Source organism: Aliiroseovarius sp. CAU 1755 (assembly GCF_054482655.1).
Genome location: NZ_JBTLRH010000003.1, coordinates 532,276 through 551,703, shown reverse-complemented (window position 1 = coordinate 551,703; position 19,428 = coordinate 532,276). Strand labels below are relative to the sequence as shown.

Sequence of the window (19,428 nt, the reverse complement as noted above, 5' to 3'; positions counted from 1 at the left end):
TTTTGAAATGCATTATATGAATTCTTCCGTCGCGCTTGCCGCGACGGATCACGCCCGACCCGCCCCACAGGGCGGGCGTGAATACGCCCACCCTCGGGCCGGGCGCGATCCTCTGTTTATCTTGAAAGGAATGCAGCCATGCTGATCCTTGAATGCCCCTATTGCGGCGTGATGGCCGATGAAACGGACCTGCATGGCGGCGGCGAGGCGCATCTGAAGCGCTATGGCCCCGGCTCGTCCGATGAAGATTTTCAGACCTATCTGTTCCACCGCGCGAACCCCAAAGGCGTTCACTTTGAACGCTGGCGGCACGTGTCGGGTTGCGGCAAGTGGTTCCACGCGGCGCGCAATACCATGACGCTCGAGGTTTACGGCACCTATTCCGCCCAGACCTTTGAGCCGCCCAAAGCGATCATCAACGCGGTTCAAAAGAAACATCCCGAATGGGAGGGCTATAAATGAGCACCCGTCTGGCAAAGGGCGGTCGTCTGATCGACCGTTCGAAACCGAAAAACTTCACCTTCAACGGCAAACGCATGAAGGGGTATGAGGGCGACACGCTGGCAGCAGCCCTTCTGGGCGAAGACCAGATGCTGGTCGGCCGGTCGTTCAAATACCACCGTCCGCGCGGCATCGTGGCAAGCGGCGCGGAAGAACCGAACGCCTTGGTCAATCTGGGGCAGGGCGGGCGTTTTGAACCCAACCAGCGCGTCACCACGACCGAGCTGTTTGACGGCCTGACCTGCACCTCGCAAAACCACTGGCCGAGCCTTGAGTTCGATGTGGGCGTGATCAACAACTATGCCGCGCGTTTCCTGCCGGCGGGGTTCTATTACAAAACCTTCATGGCGCCCGCGCCCGCATGGAAACACGTGTTCGAACCGATCATCCGCAAATCCGCTGGTCTGGGCAAAGTCCCGACCGAGGCTGACGTGGATCGTTACGAGCATTTCTATCACCACACTGATGTGCTGGTGATCGGCGGCGGTGTCGCCGGTCTGGCCGCCGCTCTGGCTGCAGGTCGGTCGGGCGCGAAAGTGCTGGTGATGGAGCAGACGCACCATTGGGGCGGCCGTGCGCCGGTTGATGGCGGCGAGATTGACGGGCTATCGCCTGAAGATTGGATCAATGCCACTCTGGCCGAGCTGGAAGGGATGGACAGCGTCACCCTGCGCACCCGCATGATGGGCTCGGGCGTTTATGATCACGGCTATGCGCTTGGCTATGAACGTGTGGCGGATCACACGCCGGGCGATGACCGCCCGCGCCATCGCCTGTGGCGCATCCGTGCACAGCAGATCGTCACCGCGACGGGGTCGATCGAACGCCCGTTGTCCTTTGCGGGCAACGACATCCCGGGTGTCATGCTGGCCGCTGCCGTGCGTGATTACGCCGTGAATTGGGGCGTGTCGGTGGGCGACCGCACCGTGGTTGTGACCAACAATGACGACGCCTACCGCACGGCACTTGTGTTGAAAGAGGCCGGGCTGGACGTGCCGGTCATTCTGGACGCACGCGACCAAGCCACCGGTCCGCTGGCAGAGGCTGCCCGCGCCGCTGGCATTCGTGTCGAGGTCGGCAAAGCAATTGCCAAGGTGAACGGCGGCAAGCGCGTCACGGGCGTGTCGATCTGTTCGCAGGCAGGCGAGGGTTCGGCAGTCGAAGATATCGCTTGCGACGCGGTCGCCATGTCGGGCGGCTGGTCGCCTGTCGTGCACCTGTGGTCGCATTGCGGCGGCAAACTGATCTGGGACGACGAACAGAGCCATTTCCGCCCCGACCCTGACCGCGCGCCCACAGGCCATGATGGCCAATCCTTTGTGGTCACCGCGGGTGCCGCTTCGGGCGCGATGAGTTTGGCGGATGTGCTGTCGGACGCTTATGCGGCGGGCCAGCAAGCTGCGAAAGCGGCAGGCGGCAAGGCCGTGCGCAAGGCTGGCCCCAAGGCAGACCCCGAGGCGACACAGCCAATGGCTCCTGTCTGGATCATGCCGCAGGGTGCTGGTCATCAGAAACGCATGAAAATGTGGCTGGATTATCAGAACGACGTGAAGGTGTCGGACGTGCAGCTTGCTGCCCGTGAGGGATATGAAAGCGTTGAGCACACTAAGCGTTATACCACGTTGGGCATGGCGACGGACCAAGGGAAGCTATCTAATATCAATGGTTTGGCGGTGCTTTCTGATGCATTGGGTCAACCCATTCCGGCAACCGGCACAACCACCTTCCGCCCGCCTTACACGCCGATCAGCTTCGGCGCGATTGCAGGCGAAGCGCGTCACGAGATCTTCCAACCGATCCGTCGCACGCCGATGCATCAGTGGCACGAAGACGCGGGCGCCTACATGGAACCTGTCGGCCATTGGCGGCGCCCCTATTGCTATGCCAAACCGGGTGAAACCAACGAACAGGCCGTGCATCGCGAAGTTCTGAACACTCGCGAAAAGCTGGGCCTGCTCGATGCCTCGACGCTGGGCAAGCTGATCGTCAAAGGTCCGGACGCGGGCAAGTTTCTGGACATGATGTATACCAACATGATGTCGAACTTGGCGGTGGGCAAATGCCGCTATGGTCTGATGTGCTCGGAAAACGGGTTCCTGTCAGACGATGGTGTTGTCGCCCGAATCGACGAGGATACGTGGCTGTGCCACACGACCTCGGGCGGGGCCGACCGCATCTATGCGTGGATGGAGGAATGGCTGCAAACCGAATGGTGGGACTGGAAAGTCTACGTCGCGAACATCACCGAGCAACTGGCGCAGGTCGCCGTGGTCGGCCCCAACGCGCGCAAGCTGTTGGAAAAGCTGGGCGGGATGGATGTGTCCAAGGAAACGCTTCCCTTCATGCAGTGGAAAGACGGCAAGATCGGCGCGTTCGATGCGCGCGTCTATCGCATCTCGTTCTCGGGCGAGCTGTCATACGAGATCGCCGTGCCCGCCAGCCAAGGCCGCGCCTTCTGGGATGCGCTTCTTGAGGCCGGAGAAGAATTCGGCGTCATGCCGTATGGCACCGAATGTTTGCACATCATGCGGGCCGAGAAGGGCTTTATCATGATTGGGGACGAAACCGACGGCACCGTGATCCCGCAGGATCTGGGGCTGAACTGGGCGATTTCCAAGAAGAAAGAGGACTTTCTTGGCAAGCGCGCTCAGCTTCGTAGCCATATGACAGACCCGGATCGCTGGAAGCTGGTGGGGCTGGAAACGCTGGACGGATCGGTTCTGCCGGACGGCGCCTATGCGGTTGCCGACGGCAATAACCAATACGGCCAGCGCAATATGATCGGGCGCGTCACCTCGACCTACTATTCGCCGACGCTGAAGAAAGGCATCGCGATGGGGCTTGTGAAGCACGGGCCAGACCGGATGGGCGATGTGCTCAGCTTCCCGACCGTGGATGGCTCTAACACCGAAGTAAAGGCGCGGATCTGCGATCCGGTCTTCTATGACAAGGACGGGGAGAAGCAGAATGTCTAATGCTGTATCCGCACTGCAAGGCGCGTCGTTTGATGGCTATTGCAAGGTCGAAGAGGCCGGATTGGTCGGCATGATCACCCTGCGCGGCGATCTGTCGTCTGCGGGCGTTGCCAAGGCGGTCAAGGCCGCAACGGGCGCAGACATGCCAGGGCAGGGCGAAATCATCGAGGGTGCAAAAGGGCGCGCGGGCTGGATGTCGCCGGACGAACTGTTGTTGGTCGTCGATCACGCCAAGGCGGTCGACGTAGTTGCGGCCGCCAGCAAATCGCTGGCGAAAGAGCACGCGCTGGTTGTGAACGTGTCTGACGCGCGTGCGGTCTACCGCGTGACCGGAGACGCTGTGCGCGAGGTGCTGGCCAAGCTCAGCCCTGCCGACACAGCCGCCATGGTGCCCGGCCAACTTCGGCGCACCCGGATCGCGCAAATCCCGGCTGCGTTCTACCTGACCGACGAGAAAACGGCGGAACTGATTTGTTTCAGGTCGGTGGCACAATACGCGTTTGATATCTTGAAGGATGCAGCGATGTCTGGCGGAGAAGTCGGCGTTTAAGAACTGCGCCGGCTCGAAAGCAATTTGCAACCAATGGTTGAGATGCTAGAGTGCGGGAATGCGTATTCTCGCCCTCTTCCTCATACTTCTAACGCCGGCCACCGCGACGGCCACAATCTACAATTGTGACATCACGCCCAGCGGAACGGGGGACTGGCTGCCGACGCGGCTGCTGGTTGAACATGAGGTTGGAGCGCCTTCAGCGGATGTTTGGGACCCCCTGATCAAGTATTTTGTAGGGGCGCCAATGCAGGCCCGTGTTGTTGTAGAGAATTCCAAACGGGTTACCATGACGTGGGACATAACGCGCCTGACAAACACCCAAAGAGGTGACCGGCAATATACGCCAGCGCTCAGTTTTCGGGCGACGATCCTGAAGCCGTCCCTGAAACTGGTAATTCGGTCGAAACCTCGCGGGTATTCGAACGCCTATTTGGGGCAGGGCATTTGCCGAACGAAGTGAACGCGAAATTGGCAGCACGGGTTCATTCGCACGACGCCGGTCGATACGAATATAGCCGGTTCTCTGGGTTGCCCCTTGACCTTCCCCCGCCCGCTGCCCCATCTAAGACGTAACGGAAACACGCACGAACAGGAGGCCAAAATGGCTTTTGAACTTCCCGATCTTCCTTACGCACATGACGCACTGGCCGAATTCGGCATGTCGGCGGAAACGATGGAATTCCACCATGACCTGCACCACAAAGCCTATGTCGACAATGGCAACAAACTGATTGCCGGGACCGAGTGGGAAAACAAGTCGCTGGAAGACATCATCACCGGCACTTACGACAAGTCGGCTGTTGCTCAGAACGGTATTTTCAACAACATCAGCCAGCTTTGGAACCACAACCAGTTCTGGGAAATGATGGGTCCGGGCAAGACCGCGATGCCGGGTGAGCTTGAAAAAGCGATCAAAGACAGCTTTGGCTCGGTCGACGAATTCAAGTCGCAGTTCGCCGCTGCCGGTGCAGGCCAGTTCGGCTCGGGCTGGGCGTGGTTGGTGAAAGACACCGATGGCGGGCTGAAGGTCACCAAGACCGAAAACGGTGTGAACCCGCTCTGCTTCGGCCAGACCGCTCTGTTGGGCTGCGACGTGTGGGAGCATTCCTACTATATCGACTTCCGCAACAAGCGTCCGGCGTATCTGGACAACTTCCTGAACAATCTTGTGAACTGGGAAAACGTGGCCTCGCGCCTGTAAGGCATTGCGGCACGCAACCGAAGATCCGGTTGCGCGACGCATCACAGAATGTCATGGCGGTCACCCCTTGGGTGGCCGCTTTTTCTGTGCCATGACAGTCCGATACGCAGCAGGAGCGCGCCATGAGCGACACCACAAAAGGGATTGCGGCAATAATAGCCGCCTGCGTCGTCTGGGGCACGTCTCCGTTGTTCTACAAGATGCTGGAACACGTGCCGCCGCTTGAGCTTCTCAGCCACCGAACCTTGTGGTCGCTGGCACTGTTCGGGTTGCTCTTGGGCGTGCAGGGCCGGTTGGGCGAAGTCCCAAAGCTGTTGCATGGCCGATCGCTGCTGCTGATCGCGGTTTCGGCTTTCGTCATCTCGGTCAATTGGGGCGGCTTCATCTTGTCGGTGCAGATCGGCATGGTGGTGCAAAGCAGCCTTGGGTATTTCATTTTCCCGCTGGTGATGGTCGCTTTGGGGCGCCTGCTGTTTGGGGAAACCATCACCCGCGCCAAGGCGATGGCCTTGGGGCTCGGTATTTTAGCGGTGTTGACGCTGACGTTCGGTTTGGGTGTCACGCCATGGCTCTCGCTGCTTTTGGGGGGGACATTTGCCGTCTATGGCGCGGTCAAAAAGGTCGTCGCCTCGGGTCCGATCGTGTCTGTAACCGCCGAGGTTTTGTTGCTGGCCCCCTTGGCCATCATCTGGTTGCTGGGCACGCATTTGGCCGGCTGGGAGGGGATCGTAGGCCGCAACGGCGCCGTTTTCGGCCAGCATCTATGGGACAGCGTGTTGCTTGTCACATCGGGTCTGATCACGGCAGGGCCGTTGGTGATGTTCAGCTATGCCTCGCGCCGGTTGGCCTTGTCGACGGTGGGGCTGGTGCAATACCTGAACCCGAGCTTGCAATTCACCTGTGCCGTGGTTGTTCTGGGCGAGGTGATAACCCCGTGGCATATGATTGCCTTCCCAATGATCTGGTTGGCGCTTGCGATCTATTCTGCAGATGCCATCCGTCGCGACAGAGCATCGCGCAAGGCCGCAACGGCCTGATCCACTGTGTCTGCAACGGTGATGAAATCACGCAAGCTGGCCTCGGCGTAGCCTTGGTCGATCACGTGGTCCACCAATCCGATCAGCGGGTCCCAGAACCCGTTGACGTTCAGCAGCAGGATCGGCTTGTCATGCAGCCCAAGCTGGCGCCAGGTCAGCACTTCAAAGAATTCATCCAGTGATCCGGCGCCGCCGGGCAAGACCACGACGGCGTCTGAGTTCATGAACATAACCTTCTTTCGCTCGTGCATGTTCTCGGTCACGATGAAGGTGGTCAGGTCGCGCTTGCCCACTTCGCGCTGTAGCAGGTGCTGGGGGATCACCCCGAAGGTTGTCGCGCCCTGCGCCTTGGCTGCCGCTGCGACCGTGCCCATCAGCCCGACATCGCCCGCACCATAGACCAGCCGCCATTTGTTTTCGGCAAGTGCGGACCCGAGGTCGCGTGCAGCCTCGGTGAAAGCCGGATCAGCGCCAAATCGTGAGCCACAGTAGACGCAGACAGAAGCAGGTAGAATGGGCATGGAGCATCCCTTTGGTGCAGTGGTGAGAATGAGCTTTTGACCGGTGTTAGCGGGATTGATAGACTTCAACAAGGCAGTGCGACGCAAAGATCGCCAGCAGAGGAAGCATATGACAGCAGAAACAGGCGGCACCGGCCCCTCGAAAGGGCTTTTGATTGCAGGCGGGGTGGCAATCGTGCTTGGCCTTGCGGTCTTGGGATATGTGATGCGTCCAGACCCGGCGCCGATGGCTGACACGACCGCTGATCAAACCACTGACACAACGCCCGGTGGGCAGGTCGCGATCACGCAGGACGCCACCACGCCCGACGCGACAGACGCGACGCCACCCGCTGGATTGGCGGGCTTTGATGTGGTGCGCGTGGACCCCGAGGGTCGCGCCGTCGTGGCAGGGCATGGCACTCCGGGCAGCACACTTCAGTTGACGATCAACGGTGCGCCGCTTGAAACGGTGATTGTCGATGCTGATGGAAACTTCGTGACCTTGCTGGACATGCCCGCGGACACGCCGGGCACGCTGGGGCTTGACGCTTTGGATGAAACCGGTGCCGTTATCGAAGGCGGGGCGATGGCGCAGACGGTGTTGATTGAACCTGCTGCCTCTGCGACGGCAGACGACCAAGTTGCCGACGCGGGGCCTGCGCCCGAAACAGGCGACGCCACTGTCCCGACAGTGGAAACAGGCGAACAAGCCGCTGCCCCACGCGTTCTATTGGCCGACGATCAGGGCATTGCCGTCTTGCAGGATGGCACCGGGCGACCTGCGGTGGGCAACGTGGTCATCGACGCCATTTCCTATAACGAAGCCGGAGAGGTCGCGCTGTCCGGGCGCGGGCAGGGCGGCGGCAATGTGCGCGTCTACCTGGATAACACCCCCGTTCGAACGGCCAAGATCGCCGAAGATGGCCAATGGCGTTTGCCGCTGCCCGAGGTCGAGGGCGGCGTCTATACACTCAGGGTCGATGAGTTGTCAGACGATGGCACGGTTCTGTCGCGCACAGAGACACCATTCAAACGCGAAGAGCCTGAACAGTTGGCGGAGGCCACCGCACAGGTGGCGGACGCGGCGGCCCGCGTTCAGGCGGTCACGGTGCAACCGGGTTTTACCCTTTGGGCCATTGCGCGCGACCATTTGGGTGATGGTCCGCTATATGTGCGGGTGTTCGAAGCCAACCGCGACCAGATCCGCAATCCCGACCTGATCTATCCCGGACAGGTCTTTAAAATTCCGGACGCCAACTAGCGCCTCGCCACCGCATCACGCATCTGATGCGCTGCGATCCGGTCGCTATGGCGTGACGCGGTCCGTGCAGGCGCAAATATCCGGGTCGCGGGCGCAGCAATCGTTCAGCAGATAGGCAATGACACCACCAAGGGCGGCGCGGTCGGTGGCGTAAATCACCTGGCGTGAGACCCTGCGCGATGTCACCAACCCCGCGGCCTCCAGTTGCGACAGGTGAAAGGAAAGCCCTGACGCCGAGACACCAAGCGCATCCGCGATCGACCCTGCGGGCAGTCCTTCCTCACCCCGCGGCACAAGAAGACGCACGATCTCCAACCGTGTGTCATGTGCCATCGCGGACAGGGATTTGAGGACTCGACTCTGCTCCATATTTCAAATATCGGTGAAATATTGAAATAACACAAGCCCCAGAGAACCCCTTGCGCGCGTTCCTTAAGTGGGCCTGCGAGAATAAGGTTTCGAATGGCTCCCTCCCGTATCACATCGACAGAAACGCCAAAAGATGGCTGGCGCACGATCAAGCGCGTCGCGCCGTATCTTTGGCCCGAAGATCAGCCCTGGGTAAAACGGCGCGTGGTCATTGCGCTTGTGATGCTGCTGGCATCCAAGGTGATTTCGGTGCTGACACCGTTTCTTTACAAAGGCGCGGTCGATGCGCTGAGCGGCGAGGCGACCAACGAAGCGTGGATGCTTGGGGCGGGCGCGATTGGGCTGACGCTGGCCTATGGTATGGCGCGGATGATGACCAACGGGTTCCAACAGCTGCGCGATGCGGTGTTTGCCCGTGTGGGCCAGCGCGCATTACGTCAACTGGCGCTGGAAACCTTCACCCACATTCACCGCCTGTCGATGCGCTATCACATCACGCGCAAGACGGGCGGGTTGTCGCGGATCATCGAACGCGGGGTGAAGGGCGTCGAGTTCCTGTTGCGCTTCATGCTCTTTTCCATGGGGCCACTGGTGCTGGAACTTGCGCTGATCTCGGCCATCCTCTTTTTTGTCTTTGATGTGTGGTATCTGGCGGTCGTTGTGGGCACGATCGGTGCGTATGTCTGGTTCACCTTCAAAGTGACCGAATGGCGTGTGCGCATTCGCAAGGAGATGAACGACCAGGACACCGACGCCAACCAAAAGGCCATCGACAGCCTGCTGAACTTCGAGACCGTGAAGTATTTCGGGGCCGAAAAACGCGAAGCCGCGCGCTATGATGTGGCCATGGCTGGGTATGAGGTTGCCGCGCTCAAGACCTCGTATTCGCTGGCGTTCCTGAATTTCGGGCAGGCCTTCTTGATCACGCTGGGGCTTGTCGGTGTCATGGTTCTGGCCGCCATTGGTGTGCAGGCGGGCGACCTGACCGTGGGCGATTTCGTCATGGTCAATGCCTATATGATCCAGATCACCATGCCCTTGAACTTTCTTGGCACGGTCTACCGCGAGATCCGCCAATCGCTGGTCGATATGGGCGAGATGTTCGACTTGCTTGAGCAACCAGCCGAAGTGACGGACAAACCGGATGCACCCGATATCAAGGTCACGGGTGGTGCCTTGCAATTTGAAGATCTGAAATTTGGCTACGACGCCAAGCGGCCGATCCTGAAAGGTGTCTCGATCGACGTGCCGGCGGGCAAGACGGTTGCCATTGTCGGCCCCTCAGGGTCTGGCAAATCTACCATCGGTCGATTGTTGTTCCGGTTTTATGACGTCAGCGGCGGCAGCCTGAAGATTGACGGGCAGGACGTGCGCGACGTGACCCAAGACAGCCTTCACGGTGTCATTGGGGTCGTGCCGCAGGACACGGTGCTGTTTAACGACAGCGTCTATTACAACATTGCCTATGGTCGGCCAGAAGCCTCGCGCGACGAGGTCGAAGGGGCTGCGAAGGCGGCCAAAATACACGATTTCATCATGAGCTTGCCTGACGGCTATGAAACACAGGTTGGCGAACGCGGGTTGAAGTTGTCGGGCGGTGAAAAACAGCGGGTGGGCATCGCACGCACGCTGTTGAAGAACCCGCCGATCCTGCTGTTGGACGAAGCCACATCGGCGCTGGACACCCAGACCGAACGGGATATTCAGGAAAGCCTGCGCGAAATGGGCGAGGGGCGCACGGTGATCACCATTGCACACCGCCTGTCCACCATTGTTGATGCCAATGAAATCATCGTGCTGGAAGCCGGCGAGGTGGTCGAGCGTGGCAGCCACGACGCGCTTTTGGATCACGGCGGCCGCTATGCCGCGATGTGGGCGCGTCAGGCCAGCGAAGAAGAAAAGAGCGATATCGCTGCCGCCTGAACAAGTGCCACGCACAACAGGCGCCAGTGGACCCGGAGAATGAAAAAGGGGCGCCCGCTTTGACAGCCGGGCGCCCCTTTTTTTCCACGTGCTGATCGCGTGACCGGTTACTCTGCCGCTTTCATCGAGCTTTCGTCGCCGTCTTCTGGCGCTGCATCATCGATGTCCGCGTCACCCTCGCGCTTCGCGTGTTTCACGTTCAGGTCATCCAGTGTTGCCTGCGCGGTGTTCAGGACCCGCTGCAGGTCTTCAAGACTGACGGGTGTGTCATCGGTGTCGTCGTGTTCGGCATCGTCAAGCTCGCTTGCGGCGACCCAGACGACCTCTCTCACAGGTTGCTTTTTGGCAGCCTTTTCAAGCGCGACATCGCGCGCAGTTTGTCCCGATCGGCGGGCCAGTGCGCGCAACGCATTGGTGGACCGATAGGCGCCCGCTGACACCCAGACCCGCAGCGCCAACATCGAAGGGGTGAAGACCAGCGTCAACACCGTTGCGATGCCAAGCCCGAACACGACTGCCGTTGCCAGTTGTTTCCACCACAACGCCGTGGGCGCGTCGATGGAATAGCCCCCGTTGAAGAAGTCCAGCGACAGGCCGAACATCATCGGGGCAAGCCCCGCCATGGTCGTGATCGTGGTCAAAAGGACGGGGCGGATGCGCGCCTCGGCGGTGCGGGTGATGGCTTCGAGCTTGGGCATGTAGCGCGAATAGTCCTGATAGGTGTCGATCAGCACGATGTTGTTGTTCACCACGATCCCCGCCAGCGCCACAATGCCTGTCCCTGTCATGATGATCGAAAACGGCTGTTGCATCACCATCATCCCCACCAGAACACCGGTGGTCGACAGCACAACCGCAAGCAACACCAACACCGAGTTGTAGACGCTGTTGAACTGCGCCAGAAGGATGATGAACATCAGGCCAAGCGCGCCGAGGAAGGCCTGGCCCAGAAAGGCCTGACTTTCGGACTGGTCTTCCTGATCGCCAGTCCATTCATAGCTGACGCCTGCGGGCAACCCTGCGGCTTCGACCCATTCGGTCAGCGCGGCAATGCGATCATTTGGTGTCACGGGCGTGCGGGTCAGATCTTTGCCGGCATCATCAGCCATGATCTGGTCGGCCTGGGCAAGGTTGACATATCGGTCCGCACCCGCGTCATCTGTCAGGCGCACGAGGTCGGGAACCACGCCCGCTTTCACATCGTAATAGCGGCTTTGATCGACACGGTCGATCTGGGCAAGGCTGGGCACCGGTTTGCGCGTGACGAAGTTGGACAGCGGCACAAGGCCGGTAGCTGTGCGCAGTTTCAGCGCGTCTAGCGTGGACAGCACCCGGTCCTGTTCGGGCAGACGAACACGGATTTCGATTTCCTCGTCCGAGCTGTCGACCCGCATCGTATCCAGCAAGATCCCGTTGGTGATCAGCTGCACCATGCCACCCACGGTCGCCACGTTGGTGCCATAGCGGCCAGCCTCTTCGACATCGACCTGAAGCTGCCAGTCAACGCCAGGCAGGGGCAAGGTGTCTTCGACAGCCACCAGACCGGGCGTGTCGTTGAACTTGGCGATCACAGCGTTGGCGGCGGCCTCAAGTGTCTTCCAATCCTGACCTTTCAGGCGCATGTGAACGGGCTTGGCCGAGGCCGGACCACGATTGAGGTTCAGCACCTCGGACCGCACCCCCGGAATGGTTGCAAGCCGTTCCTCCAACCGGGCCATCACCGCGTCGCCGTCAAAATCCGGGTCAATCTCGGTCGTGGTGAAGGGGATCAGGCCCAAAAGCTTGATTTGCTTCTCGATCGAGGGCCGATCATCCCAAGCCACAAGCTCGATCTGAAGCTGGCCGACCGTGTCGCGCGGACCTTGCGCCCCGCCGGTGTTCTGGTTCAGCCCGCCGGCCCCCGCGAAGGCAAAGACGCTTTCGATGCCCTTGGTGGACAGGGCGATTTCTTCTGCCTGACGCACCATGGCGTCTTTTTCCTGAAGGCTCAGATTGCCACGCGCACGGACATAAACGATCGCCTGTTCCGGCTCGCTATCGGCAAAGAACTCGACGCCCAGATTGTTGCGGCCATAGAACATGAAGGTCGTTGCCACAAAGCCAACCACCAGCGCGATGGTGACCAGCGGCATGACCGGGTTGCCTGAAATGAAGTGTATGAGGTGGCCGAACCATGTGCGCCGATACCCGCCCTTGATCTTCTTGGCCGCCCGCTGGCGCGAGATCGAGCCAAGCGTGATCGAGGTGGCCGAGGTGCCAACAAGAAACATCAGTGCGCCGGGCAGGATCGCCATCGCCCCGTCAAAGGGCGCTGTGCCGCCAAACAGGTAACCGGGGTTCAAGAGCTGGAAGGCCGACAGGTAAAGCACGTAGGCCGAAGGCACCACCAGCGCGAGCCGCACCCAGATCGGAAAGCCGCGCAGCGCAGTTGATAGGGTCGCAAACATTCGACTGATCCGGCCCGAAACGCCGCCCACCACCGGAAGATAAACAAGCGCGACCAGAAGCGAGGCGGACAGCACATAGATCAACGTCTTGGGCAACCAGCCCATGAACTCGCCCGGAATGCCGGGCCAGAACAGCATGGGAAGGAACGCACACAGGGTGGTGGCTGTTGAACTGACGATGGGCCAGAACATCCGTTTGGCCGCCGCCGTGTAGGCCGCCATAGGCCCAACCCCGTCGCGAATTTTCTTGTCGGCATATTCGACAACCACAATGGCGCCATCGACCAGCATCCCGACGGCAAGAATGAGCCCGAACATCACGATATTCGAGATGGTAACCCCAAGGGCGCCAAACAGCGCGAAGGTCAACAAAAACGAGGTGGGGATAGCGAAACCGACCAACAGCGCAGGGCGCGTGCCAAGCGCCCCAAGCACCACGATCATAACCAGTGCAATCGCCGTGATGACCGAGCCTTCGAGTTGACGCACCATACTGTCGACGACAAAGCTCTGGTCGTTGGAGGTGCCGATCCAGACCGCCTGCCGCAGATCTTCTGGCCAGGAATCGCGCGTTTCCGCAACAATTTTGCGCACCTCGGCGGCGGTGTCGATCAGGTTGTAGCCTTTGCGCTTGACCACCTGAAGCGCCACAGTTGTGTCGCCATTGAACCGCGCGGTGCCCTCTCGATCCTCAAAGGTCAGACGGATCGTTGCCAGATCACCAAGCGTGATGACACTGTCGTCGTTCACCTTGACGGGCAAGTTATACACATCCTGCACCTCGTCGAAGGAGGATGGGATTTTGACGGCGGTTGATCCGGTTGGGGTCTTGATATCGCCCGCAGCAATCAGCTGATTGTTGCTTTGCACAACATTGATCAGCTCGTTGGCCGTTACGTTGTAGGCCTCAAGCTTCAGCGGGTCGATTTCGACCTCAAGCATCTCGTCGCGATATCCAGAGAGCGACGCCTCCAACACCGCATCCAGCCCTTCCAGCGTATCCTGCAGATCACGCGCAAGCCGCACCAGCGTGCGTTCGGGCACATTGCCGGTCAGGTTGACGATGATGATCGGGAATTCGGAAAAGTTGATTTCGTTTACGGAATAGCTGTCGAACCCCGAGGGAAACTTGCCTTCAGCAGAATTCATCGCGTCGCGCACGTCGGCCATGACGGTGGTCTTGTCCCAGCCGAACTCGAATTCCAGCGCGACACCGGCATACCCTTCGGCGGCTGTCGCGGACATGGTTTTCAGCCCGTCGATATCGGCCAATTCGGTTTCCATCGGCCGGACCAGAAGCTGTTCTGCATCGGCGGCGGAAATGCCGGGGAAGGGGACCGAGACGAAAAGAGCCGGGATTTCGATATCCGGCTCTCCTTCCTTGGGCAGGCTGACATAGGCGATCGTGCCGGCAAGCACCGACAGGATCACGAAAGCTATGACCATCCGGGCCCGATTGGCGGCCCAGTCAACGATCCCTATCATGTGCCGGGCTCCTGATAGGTGATGTTGAGCGCGACACCATCAATGACATAGTGCTGGCCAATGACGATCACTTCGGCGTTGGCGTCCAGACCAGACACCCAGACCCCTTCGACGCTGTCTCGGATCATCGTCACAATCGCGAAGCCCGCGGTGCCATCGGGGTTGACGATCCGAACCCCTAGTTGCCCGTCATCGTCCAGTGTCAGAGCGCTTTGTGGCAGCAAATGAGCCTCCAGCCCATTGCCGGTGATGACGACTTCGGCCGTCTGACCCGCGCGCACAAGGGCGGCGTCAGGCAGCTGGGCGACCTCGACATCGACACGGAAGGTCCGTGTGACAGGGTCCGCAGTGTCTGCAACAAAGGATACCGCGCCGGTCAGGTCGCGGCCCGAGGCCAGACGCACCGTCGCTTCAAGACCGGGCGTCAGTTTGTCCACCTGCAATTCCGAGACATAGCCCACGACGCGGACGGGATCATATTGAACGACCGTGGCGCAGGTTGCGCCCGGTTGCAGCAAAGTGCCCAATTCAGCACTGTCGGTTTCCAAAATGCCGGGGAAGGGCGCTCGTATCTCAAGCCGCGCAATCTCGCGTTCGGCGGCGGCGACGGCCGCTTCGGCGGATTGGATCTGGGCGGACGAGCTGGCGGCGCCGGATTGTGCGGCGATGAAACCGGCGCGCGCACCTTCAACCGAGGCCCTTTCGCTGGCCACACGCGTGTCCGAGGCGAACCCGCCTGCCGACAGTTTTTCAGCCGCATTCAGATTGATCAACGCTTCGTCCAACCGGGCCTGCGCTTCGATCACGCGGGCGTCGGCCTCTGGTGCGCGGGCGCGTGCTTCGGCCAGCCGGGCGCGCGCTTCGGCAAGGCTGGCTTCGCGCGTGCCGGGGTCAAGGCGGCAAAGCACATCGTCCGTTGCGACCTCGGCACCCTTGCCAAGCTTGGTCGAAATCACCTTGCCCGAGGTTTCGGCCCGCAGTTCAACGCGCCGGTTTGCCTCGGTCTTGCCACGCAGAAGCACTGGCATATCAATGGTGCGCGCTGCGCTTTTCAAGACAACCACCGACACCCCGCCTTGTGCGGCTTCGGTTTCAGCTGTGGCAGATGTTGCTTGATCCGTTTCGACTGTTGCGGCGCTTTCGCTGACCCCCGCTGCAGTTTTCAAACTGTCCCGCTGAAATACCAGCATGAACAGGCCTGCGATTACGAGCAAAGCAGTTAGAATCGGCAAAAGGCGCATAACAAGTCCTGTTCAATAAAGCTTTGCTGTGGAAGATAAGGTTAGTTTACCAGCGTCACAAGCGCACAGGTGCGCTTTTCTTAACGGATCAAGTAAATCTGCCCCCGCCTTTCCTGACCCAAAAACCCATAGCTTTACGCCCCACCGCCTTGCCCTCTTGGCAACCGGGCACCTTTGAGGCAAAAGGAACCAACAACAACACGCCGGAGGCAAAGTCGTGAGCGAGACCGACACTTTTATTGATGAAGTGACCGAAGAGGTCCGCCGCGACAAGTTGTTTGCGATGATGCGCCGTTATGGCTGGATCGCCGTCTCCTTGGTTGTTTTGCTGGTGGGGGGCGCGGCCTATAACGAATGGCGCAAAGTCAGCGAACGCGCTGCGGCGCAAGCCTTGGGCGACACCATACTTGCCGCTGAAGAACAAGATGACGCAGTGGCGCGGGCCGAAGGGCTGGCCGCCATTGACGCCAGCGGTGATGCGGCTGCGGTCATTGCCCTGTTGGCGTCCGTGGACGGGGCGGAGGGCGCGCAGACCCTTCGCGACGTCGCCGACAATGGCGATATTGATCCGCTGTATCGCGATCTGGCCCAGCTCAAGCTGGTGTCCATGACCGAAAGCGGCCTGTCGCCAGTTGATCGCCGCACACGGCTTGAACCGCTGGCCATGGCAGGCGCGCCGTTCCGTGTGTTGGCCGAAGAACAGTTGGCATTGGTCGAGGTCGAAGCGGGCGACGTGGAGGCAGCCCTTGCGCGCCTTCGGGCGCTTTTGGTCGATGACGAAGCGTCTGGGGCCTTGCGTCGACGTGCGTCTCAGTTGATTGTGGCGCTGGGTGGGTCGTTGGAGGCATCCTGACCTGCACCGCTGGGGCTCAACACCCCGGCTGCGCCAAGAAAAAATTATCGGGTATCTCGGGGGACACATCGTGAAATTGACACAGAGCGCCGCAATCTTGGTCTCGCTTGGTCTTTTGGTGGCCTGTTCCCAGCGGGAATACATTTTGCCGGGGGACCGCGAAGAGTTGCGCAGTCCAAATCCGCAGACGTTGGGCGCCGATGCCGCAGCAGCTGCCGCGGCCAAGGCGGATGACCGTCAGGACGGACCCCGCCCCATCGCGCTGCCCGCGCAGGTCAACCACGCCAGCTGGACCCATTTGGGCGGCAGCGTGACGCATCAGGTGCAGCACCCGGCCCTGTCGTCCGCACCGCAGTTGCGGTTTGCCGCCCCGATCGGGCAGGGCAATGACCGAAAACATCGGATCACCGCCGAACCTGTCGTGGCCGGTGGGCGCATCTTCACGCTTGATAGCCGCGCGCAGGTCGTCGCGACCTCGACTTCAGGCGCGTCGGTCTGGGCGCGCGACCTGACCCCTGCCTCTGACCGGTCAGACGACGCATCCGGTGGTGGCTTGGCCTATGCGGACGGCACCGTCTATGTAACCTCGGGCTTTGGCCTTGTCAGCGCGCTAGACGCCGCAACGGGCAAGATCAGGTGGCAACAGAAGATGGATGCGTCTGGCTCGGGCGCGCCTGCCGTGTCAGGCGGGCTTGTCTATGTGGTCAGCCGTGACAACACCGCCTGGGCGATTGAAACGGGCACGGGCCGGGTCAAGTGGCGGCTTTCCGGCACCCCCAGCCTTGAAGGTGTGGTAGGTGTCTCGTCGCCCGCCGTGACCGACCGCATCGTGCTTCTGCCCTTCGCCTCTGGCGAGGTGGTCGCCGCCCTCAAGCAAGGCGGGCTGCGCACGTGGTCGAATTTCGTCTCCGGTGAACGTGCGGGTCGGGGCTATTCGATCGTCACCGACATCACCGGCGAGCCCGTCGTTAAAAACGGCGTGATCTACACCGGCAACCCGGTTGGACGCACACTTGCCCTCAACATGTCAGGCGAACGCCTTTGGACCGCCAAGGAAGGCGCGACCGGCCCCGTTTGGGTGGCCGGTGGATCTGTGTTCCTTGTTTCGGACGAAGCGCAACTGGTGCGGTTGGATGCCGCCACAGGTGAACGCATCTGGGGCGTTCCGCTGCCCTATTACACCAAATCCAAAACACGTCGCCGCAAAGCGATCTATGCCAATTTCGGCCCGGTTCTGGCGGGCGGAAAGCTGTGGGTCGCGTCCTCGGATGGGGTCATGCGCGGGTTTAACCCGGTGGACGGGGCCATGGTCAGTCAGGTCGCCATTCCCGGCGGAGCGGCAACGCGTCCGGTGGTTGTGAACGGCACCGCATACCTGGTCTCGCGTGACGGTAAACTTCTGGCTTTGCGCTAACCGAAAAAACCGTGTAAGCGGGGCGCTTGACGTGACCCGGAGAGCGAAATGAGCTTCACCCTTGCCATTGTGGGGCGCCCGAATGTGGGCAAATCCACCCTGTTCAACCGACTGGTCGGCAAGCGCCTTGCGTTGGTCGATGATCAGCCCGGTGTGACCCGCGACCTGCGCGAAGGCGAGGCGCGGCTGGGGGATCTGAATTTCACCGTGATCGACAGCGCCGGACTTGAAGAAGCCACTGACGAAAGCCTTCAGGGCCGTATGCGTCGGCTGACCGAACGCGCCGTGGAAATGGCAGATGCCTGTCTGTTTCTCATTGATGCGCGGGTAGGTGTTTTGCCATCGGACGAGGTGTTTGCAGACATTCTGCGCCGCAAGAATGCACATGTCATCCTGGCGGCCAACAAATCCGAAGGCAAAGCGGGCGAAGCCGGTTATCTCGAGGCGTTCTCGCTTGGGCTGGGCGAGCCAATCCGCCTGTCGGGTGAACATGGCGAAGGCATGGGCGAGCTGATGGATGTTCTGCGCCCACTTTCAGAGAAATTCGAAGCGCGAGCGGCTGAGCTGGCCCCTGAAACAGATGTGGATTTCGATGAGGACGCAGACGAAGGCCCGCGTGTCCCGACCATCGACAAGCCCCTTCAGGTGGCTGTGATCGGTCGCCCCAATGCAGGCAAATCGACGCTGATCAACAAGCTGATCGGCGAGGAACGACTGCTGACCGGGCCAGAGGCCGGCATCACCCGCGATGCGATTTCGCTGCGGTTTGACTGGGGCGGCGTGCCCACGCGGATATTTGACACGGCCGGGATGCGCAAACGCGCCAAGGTTCAGGAAAAGCTAGAGAAACTGTCCGTCTCGGATGGATTGCGGGCGGTGAAGTTCGCCGAGGTGGTCGTGGTCTTGCTGGACGCGGCCATTCCCTTCGAGCAACAGGATCTGCGCATCGCTGACCTGGCCGAACGCGAAGGCCGCGCTGTGGTCGTCGCGGTGAACAAGTGGGATGCGGAACCTGAGAAACAGGCGAAGCTGAAAGAGTTGAAGGAAGCGTTCAACCGACTGCTGCCACAGCTTCGGGGCGCCCCCCTGATCACGATCTCGGCCAAGACGGGCAGGGGCATGGAGCGGCTGCAAGAGGCCGTGATGCGCGCCCATACCGTTTGGAACCGCCGCGTGAAAACAGCGCAATTGAACGGCTGGCTGGCCGAAATGGTTTCGGCGCATCCGCCGCCTGCTCCGGGTGGCCGCCGTATCAAGTTGCGCTATATGACACAGGTCAAAACGCGCCCGCCGGGGTTTGTTGTGATGTGTTCGCATCCTGACAAGCTGCCGGAAAGCTACAGCCGCTATCTGGTGAATGGACTGCGGGAAGACTTCGATATGCCGGGCACGCCGATTCGGCTGACGATGCGCGGGCAGGGGGACAAGAACCCCTATAAGGACCGCAAAAAATCGACGCCATCGCGGTTGCGCAAGCACCTCGGAAAGGGGCGCGCAGACGACTAGAATGTGGCGCAACCGGCCATCGAATGAAGCTCGAAACGCGCTCTGCTGGTCTGACTGATCGGCAGGGCGTTGCTTTGCAGCTCGGTTAAATTTGCCAAACCAAGCCTTTCACTGTCATGATGAACGCCTAGCCCGTTTCCGTTCACATCTTGACCCGGA

At 60.6% G+C, this 19,428-nt stretch carries 14 protein-coding genes; 10 read left to right on the top strand and 4 right to left on the bottom strand.

Annotated elements, in window-relative coordinates; translation table 11 throughout:
- Positions 1–138: 138 nt before the first annotated feature.
- The 5 genes from ACXYMP_RS14570 (at position 139) to rarD (ending at position 6,267) form a co-directional block, all read left to right on the top strand.
- The gene (locus ACXYMP_RS14570) at positions 139–462 is read left to right on the top strand and encodes a sarcosine oxidase subunit delta (protein ID WP_458907183.1); all 324 of its coding nucleotides are present in this window, start codon (positions 139–141) and stop codon (positions 460–462) included.
- The gene (locus tag ACXYMP_RS14565; RefSeq protein ID WP_458907181.1) at positions 459–3,476 is read left to right on the top strand and encodes a sarcosine oxidase subunit alpha family protein; all 3,018 of its coding nucleotides are present in this window, start codon (positions 459–461) and stop codon (positions 3,474–3,476) included. Before ACXYMP_RS14570 ends, ACXYMP_RS14565 begins: the two co-directional genes overlap by 4 nt.
- Entirely contained in the window at positions 3,469–4,026 is a 558-nt protein-coding gene (locus ACXYMP_RS14560; protein WP_458907179.1) for a sarcosine oxidase subunit gamma, read from the top strand. Before ACXYMP_RS14565 ends, ACXYMP_RS14560 begins: the two co-directional genes overlap by 8 nt.
- A gap of 604 nt (positions 4,027–4,630) precedes the next feature.
- Entirely contained in the window at positions 4,631–5,230 is a 600-nt protein-coding gene (locus ACXYMP_RS14555) for a superoxide dismutase (RefSeq protein WP_298566417.1), read from the top strand.
- A 122-nt stretch (positions 5,231–5,352) separates the two neighbouring features.
- Complete coding sequence (gene rarD, locus ACXYMP_RS14550; RefSeq protein ID WP_458907176.1) at positions 5,353–6,267, top strand: EamA family transporter RarD; 915 nt, start codon at positions 5,353–5,355, stop codon at positions 6,265–6,267.
- On the opposite strand, the gene ACXYMP_RS14545 is transcribed toward rarD, so the two are convergent.
- Positions 6,210–6,788, bottom strand: a complete 579-nt coding sequence (locus tag ACXYMP_RS14545) for an LOG family protein (RefSeq protein ID WP_298566420.1) — start codon at positions 6,786–6,788, stop codon at positions 6,210–6,212. The genes rarD and ACXYMP_RS14545 overlap by 58 nt on opposite strands.
- 109 nt (positions 6,789–6,897) lie before the next feature.
- Here ACXYMP_RS14545 and ACXYMP_RS14540 point away from each other — a divergent pair, with 109 nt between their 5' ends.
- Positions 6,898–8,031 carry a LysM peptidoglycan-binding domain-containing protein gene (locus tag ACXYMP_RS14540; protein WP_458907174.1) on the top strand — a complete coding sequence of 378 codons (1,134 nt, stop codon included), beginning with the start codon at positions 6,898–6,900 and terminating at the stop codon, positions 8,029–8,031.
- Between the two features lie 45 nt (positions 8,032–8,076).
- On the opposite strand, the gene ACXYMP_RS14535 is transcribed toward ACXYMP_RS14540, so the two are convergent.
- Positions 8,077–8,400: an ArsR/SmtB family transcription factor gene (locus tag ACXYMP_RS14535; RefSeq protein WP_298566424.1), complete on the bottom strand. Its 324-nt coding sequence runs from the start codon at positions 8,398–8,400 to the stop codon at positions 8,077–8,079.
- 93 nt (positions 8,401–8,493) lie between these two features.
- Here ACXYMP_RS14535 and ACXYMP_RS14530 point away from each other — a divergent pair, with 93 nt between their 5' ends.
- Positions 8,494–10,323: an ABCB family ABC transporter ATP-binding protein/permease gene (locus ACXYMP_RS14530; protein WP_298566426.1), complete on the top strand. Its 1,830-nt coding sequence runs from the start codon at positions 8,494–8,496 to the stop codon at positions 10,321–10,323.
- Between the two features lie 107 nt (positions 10,324–10,430).
- Here the strand turns inward: ACXYMP_RS14530 and ACXYMP_RS14525 are convergent, their stop codons facing one another.
- Positions 10,431–14,255 carry an efflux RND transporter permease subunit gene (locus tag ACXYMP_RS14525; protein WP_458907171.1) on the bottom strand — a complete coding sequence of 1,275 codons (3,825 nt, stop codon included), beginning with the start codon at positions 14,253–14,255 and terminating at the stop codon, positions 10,431–10,433.
- Positions 14,252–15,496: an efflux RND transporter periplasmic adaptor subunit gene (locus ACXYMP_RS14520; protein ID WP_298566430.1), complete on the bottom strand. Its 1,245-nt coding sequence runs from the start codon at positions 15,494–15,496 to the stop codon at positions 14,252–14,254. The genes ACXYMP_RS14525 and ACXYMP_RS14520 overlap by 4 nt, the downstream gene beginning before the upstream one ends.
- Before the next feature lie 217 nt (positions 15,497–15,713).
- Between ACXYMP_RS14520 and ACXYMP_RS14515 the strand changes: the two genes are divergently transcribed.
- From ACXYMP_RS14515 to der, 3 genes are all read left to right on the top strand, one after another.
- On the top strand, positions 15,714–16,349 hold the full coding sequence (locus ACXYMP_RS14515) for a hypothetical protein (protein WP_458907169.1): 636 nt from the start codon (positions 15,714–15,716) through the stop codon (positions 16,347–16,349).
- 70 nt (positions 16,350–16,419) lie between these two features.
- The gene (locus ACXYMP_RS14510; RefSeq protein ID WP_458907167.1) at positions 16,420–17,763 is read left to right on the top strand and encodes a PQQ-like beta-propeller repeat protein; all 1,344 of its coding nucleotides are present in this window, start codon (positions 16,420–16,422) and stop codon (positions 17,761–17,763) included.
- A 48-nt stretch (positions 17,764–17,811) separates the two neighbouring features.
- Entirely contained in the window at positions 17,812–19,269 is a 1,458-nt protein-coding gene (der, locus tag ACXYMP_RS14505; RefSeq protein WP_298566436.1) for a ribosome biogenesis GTPase Der, read from the top strand.
- Positions 19,270–19,428 lie beyond the last annotated feature (159 nt).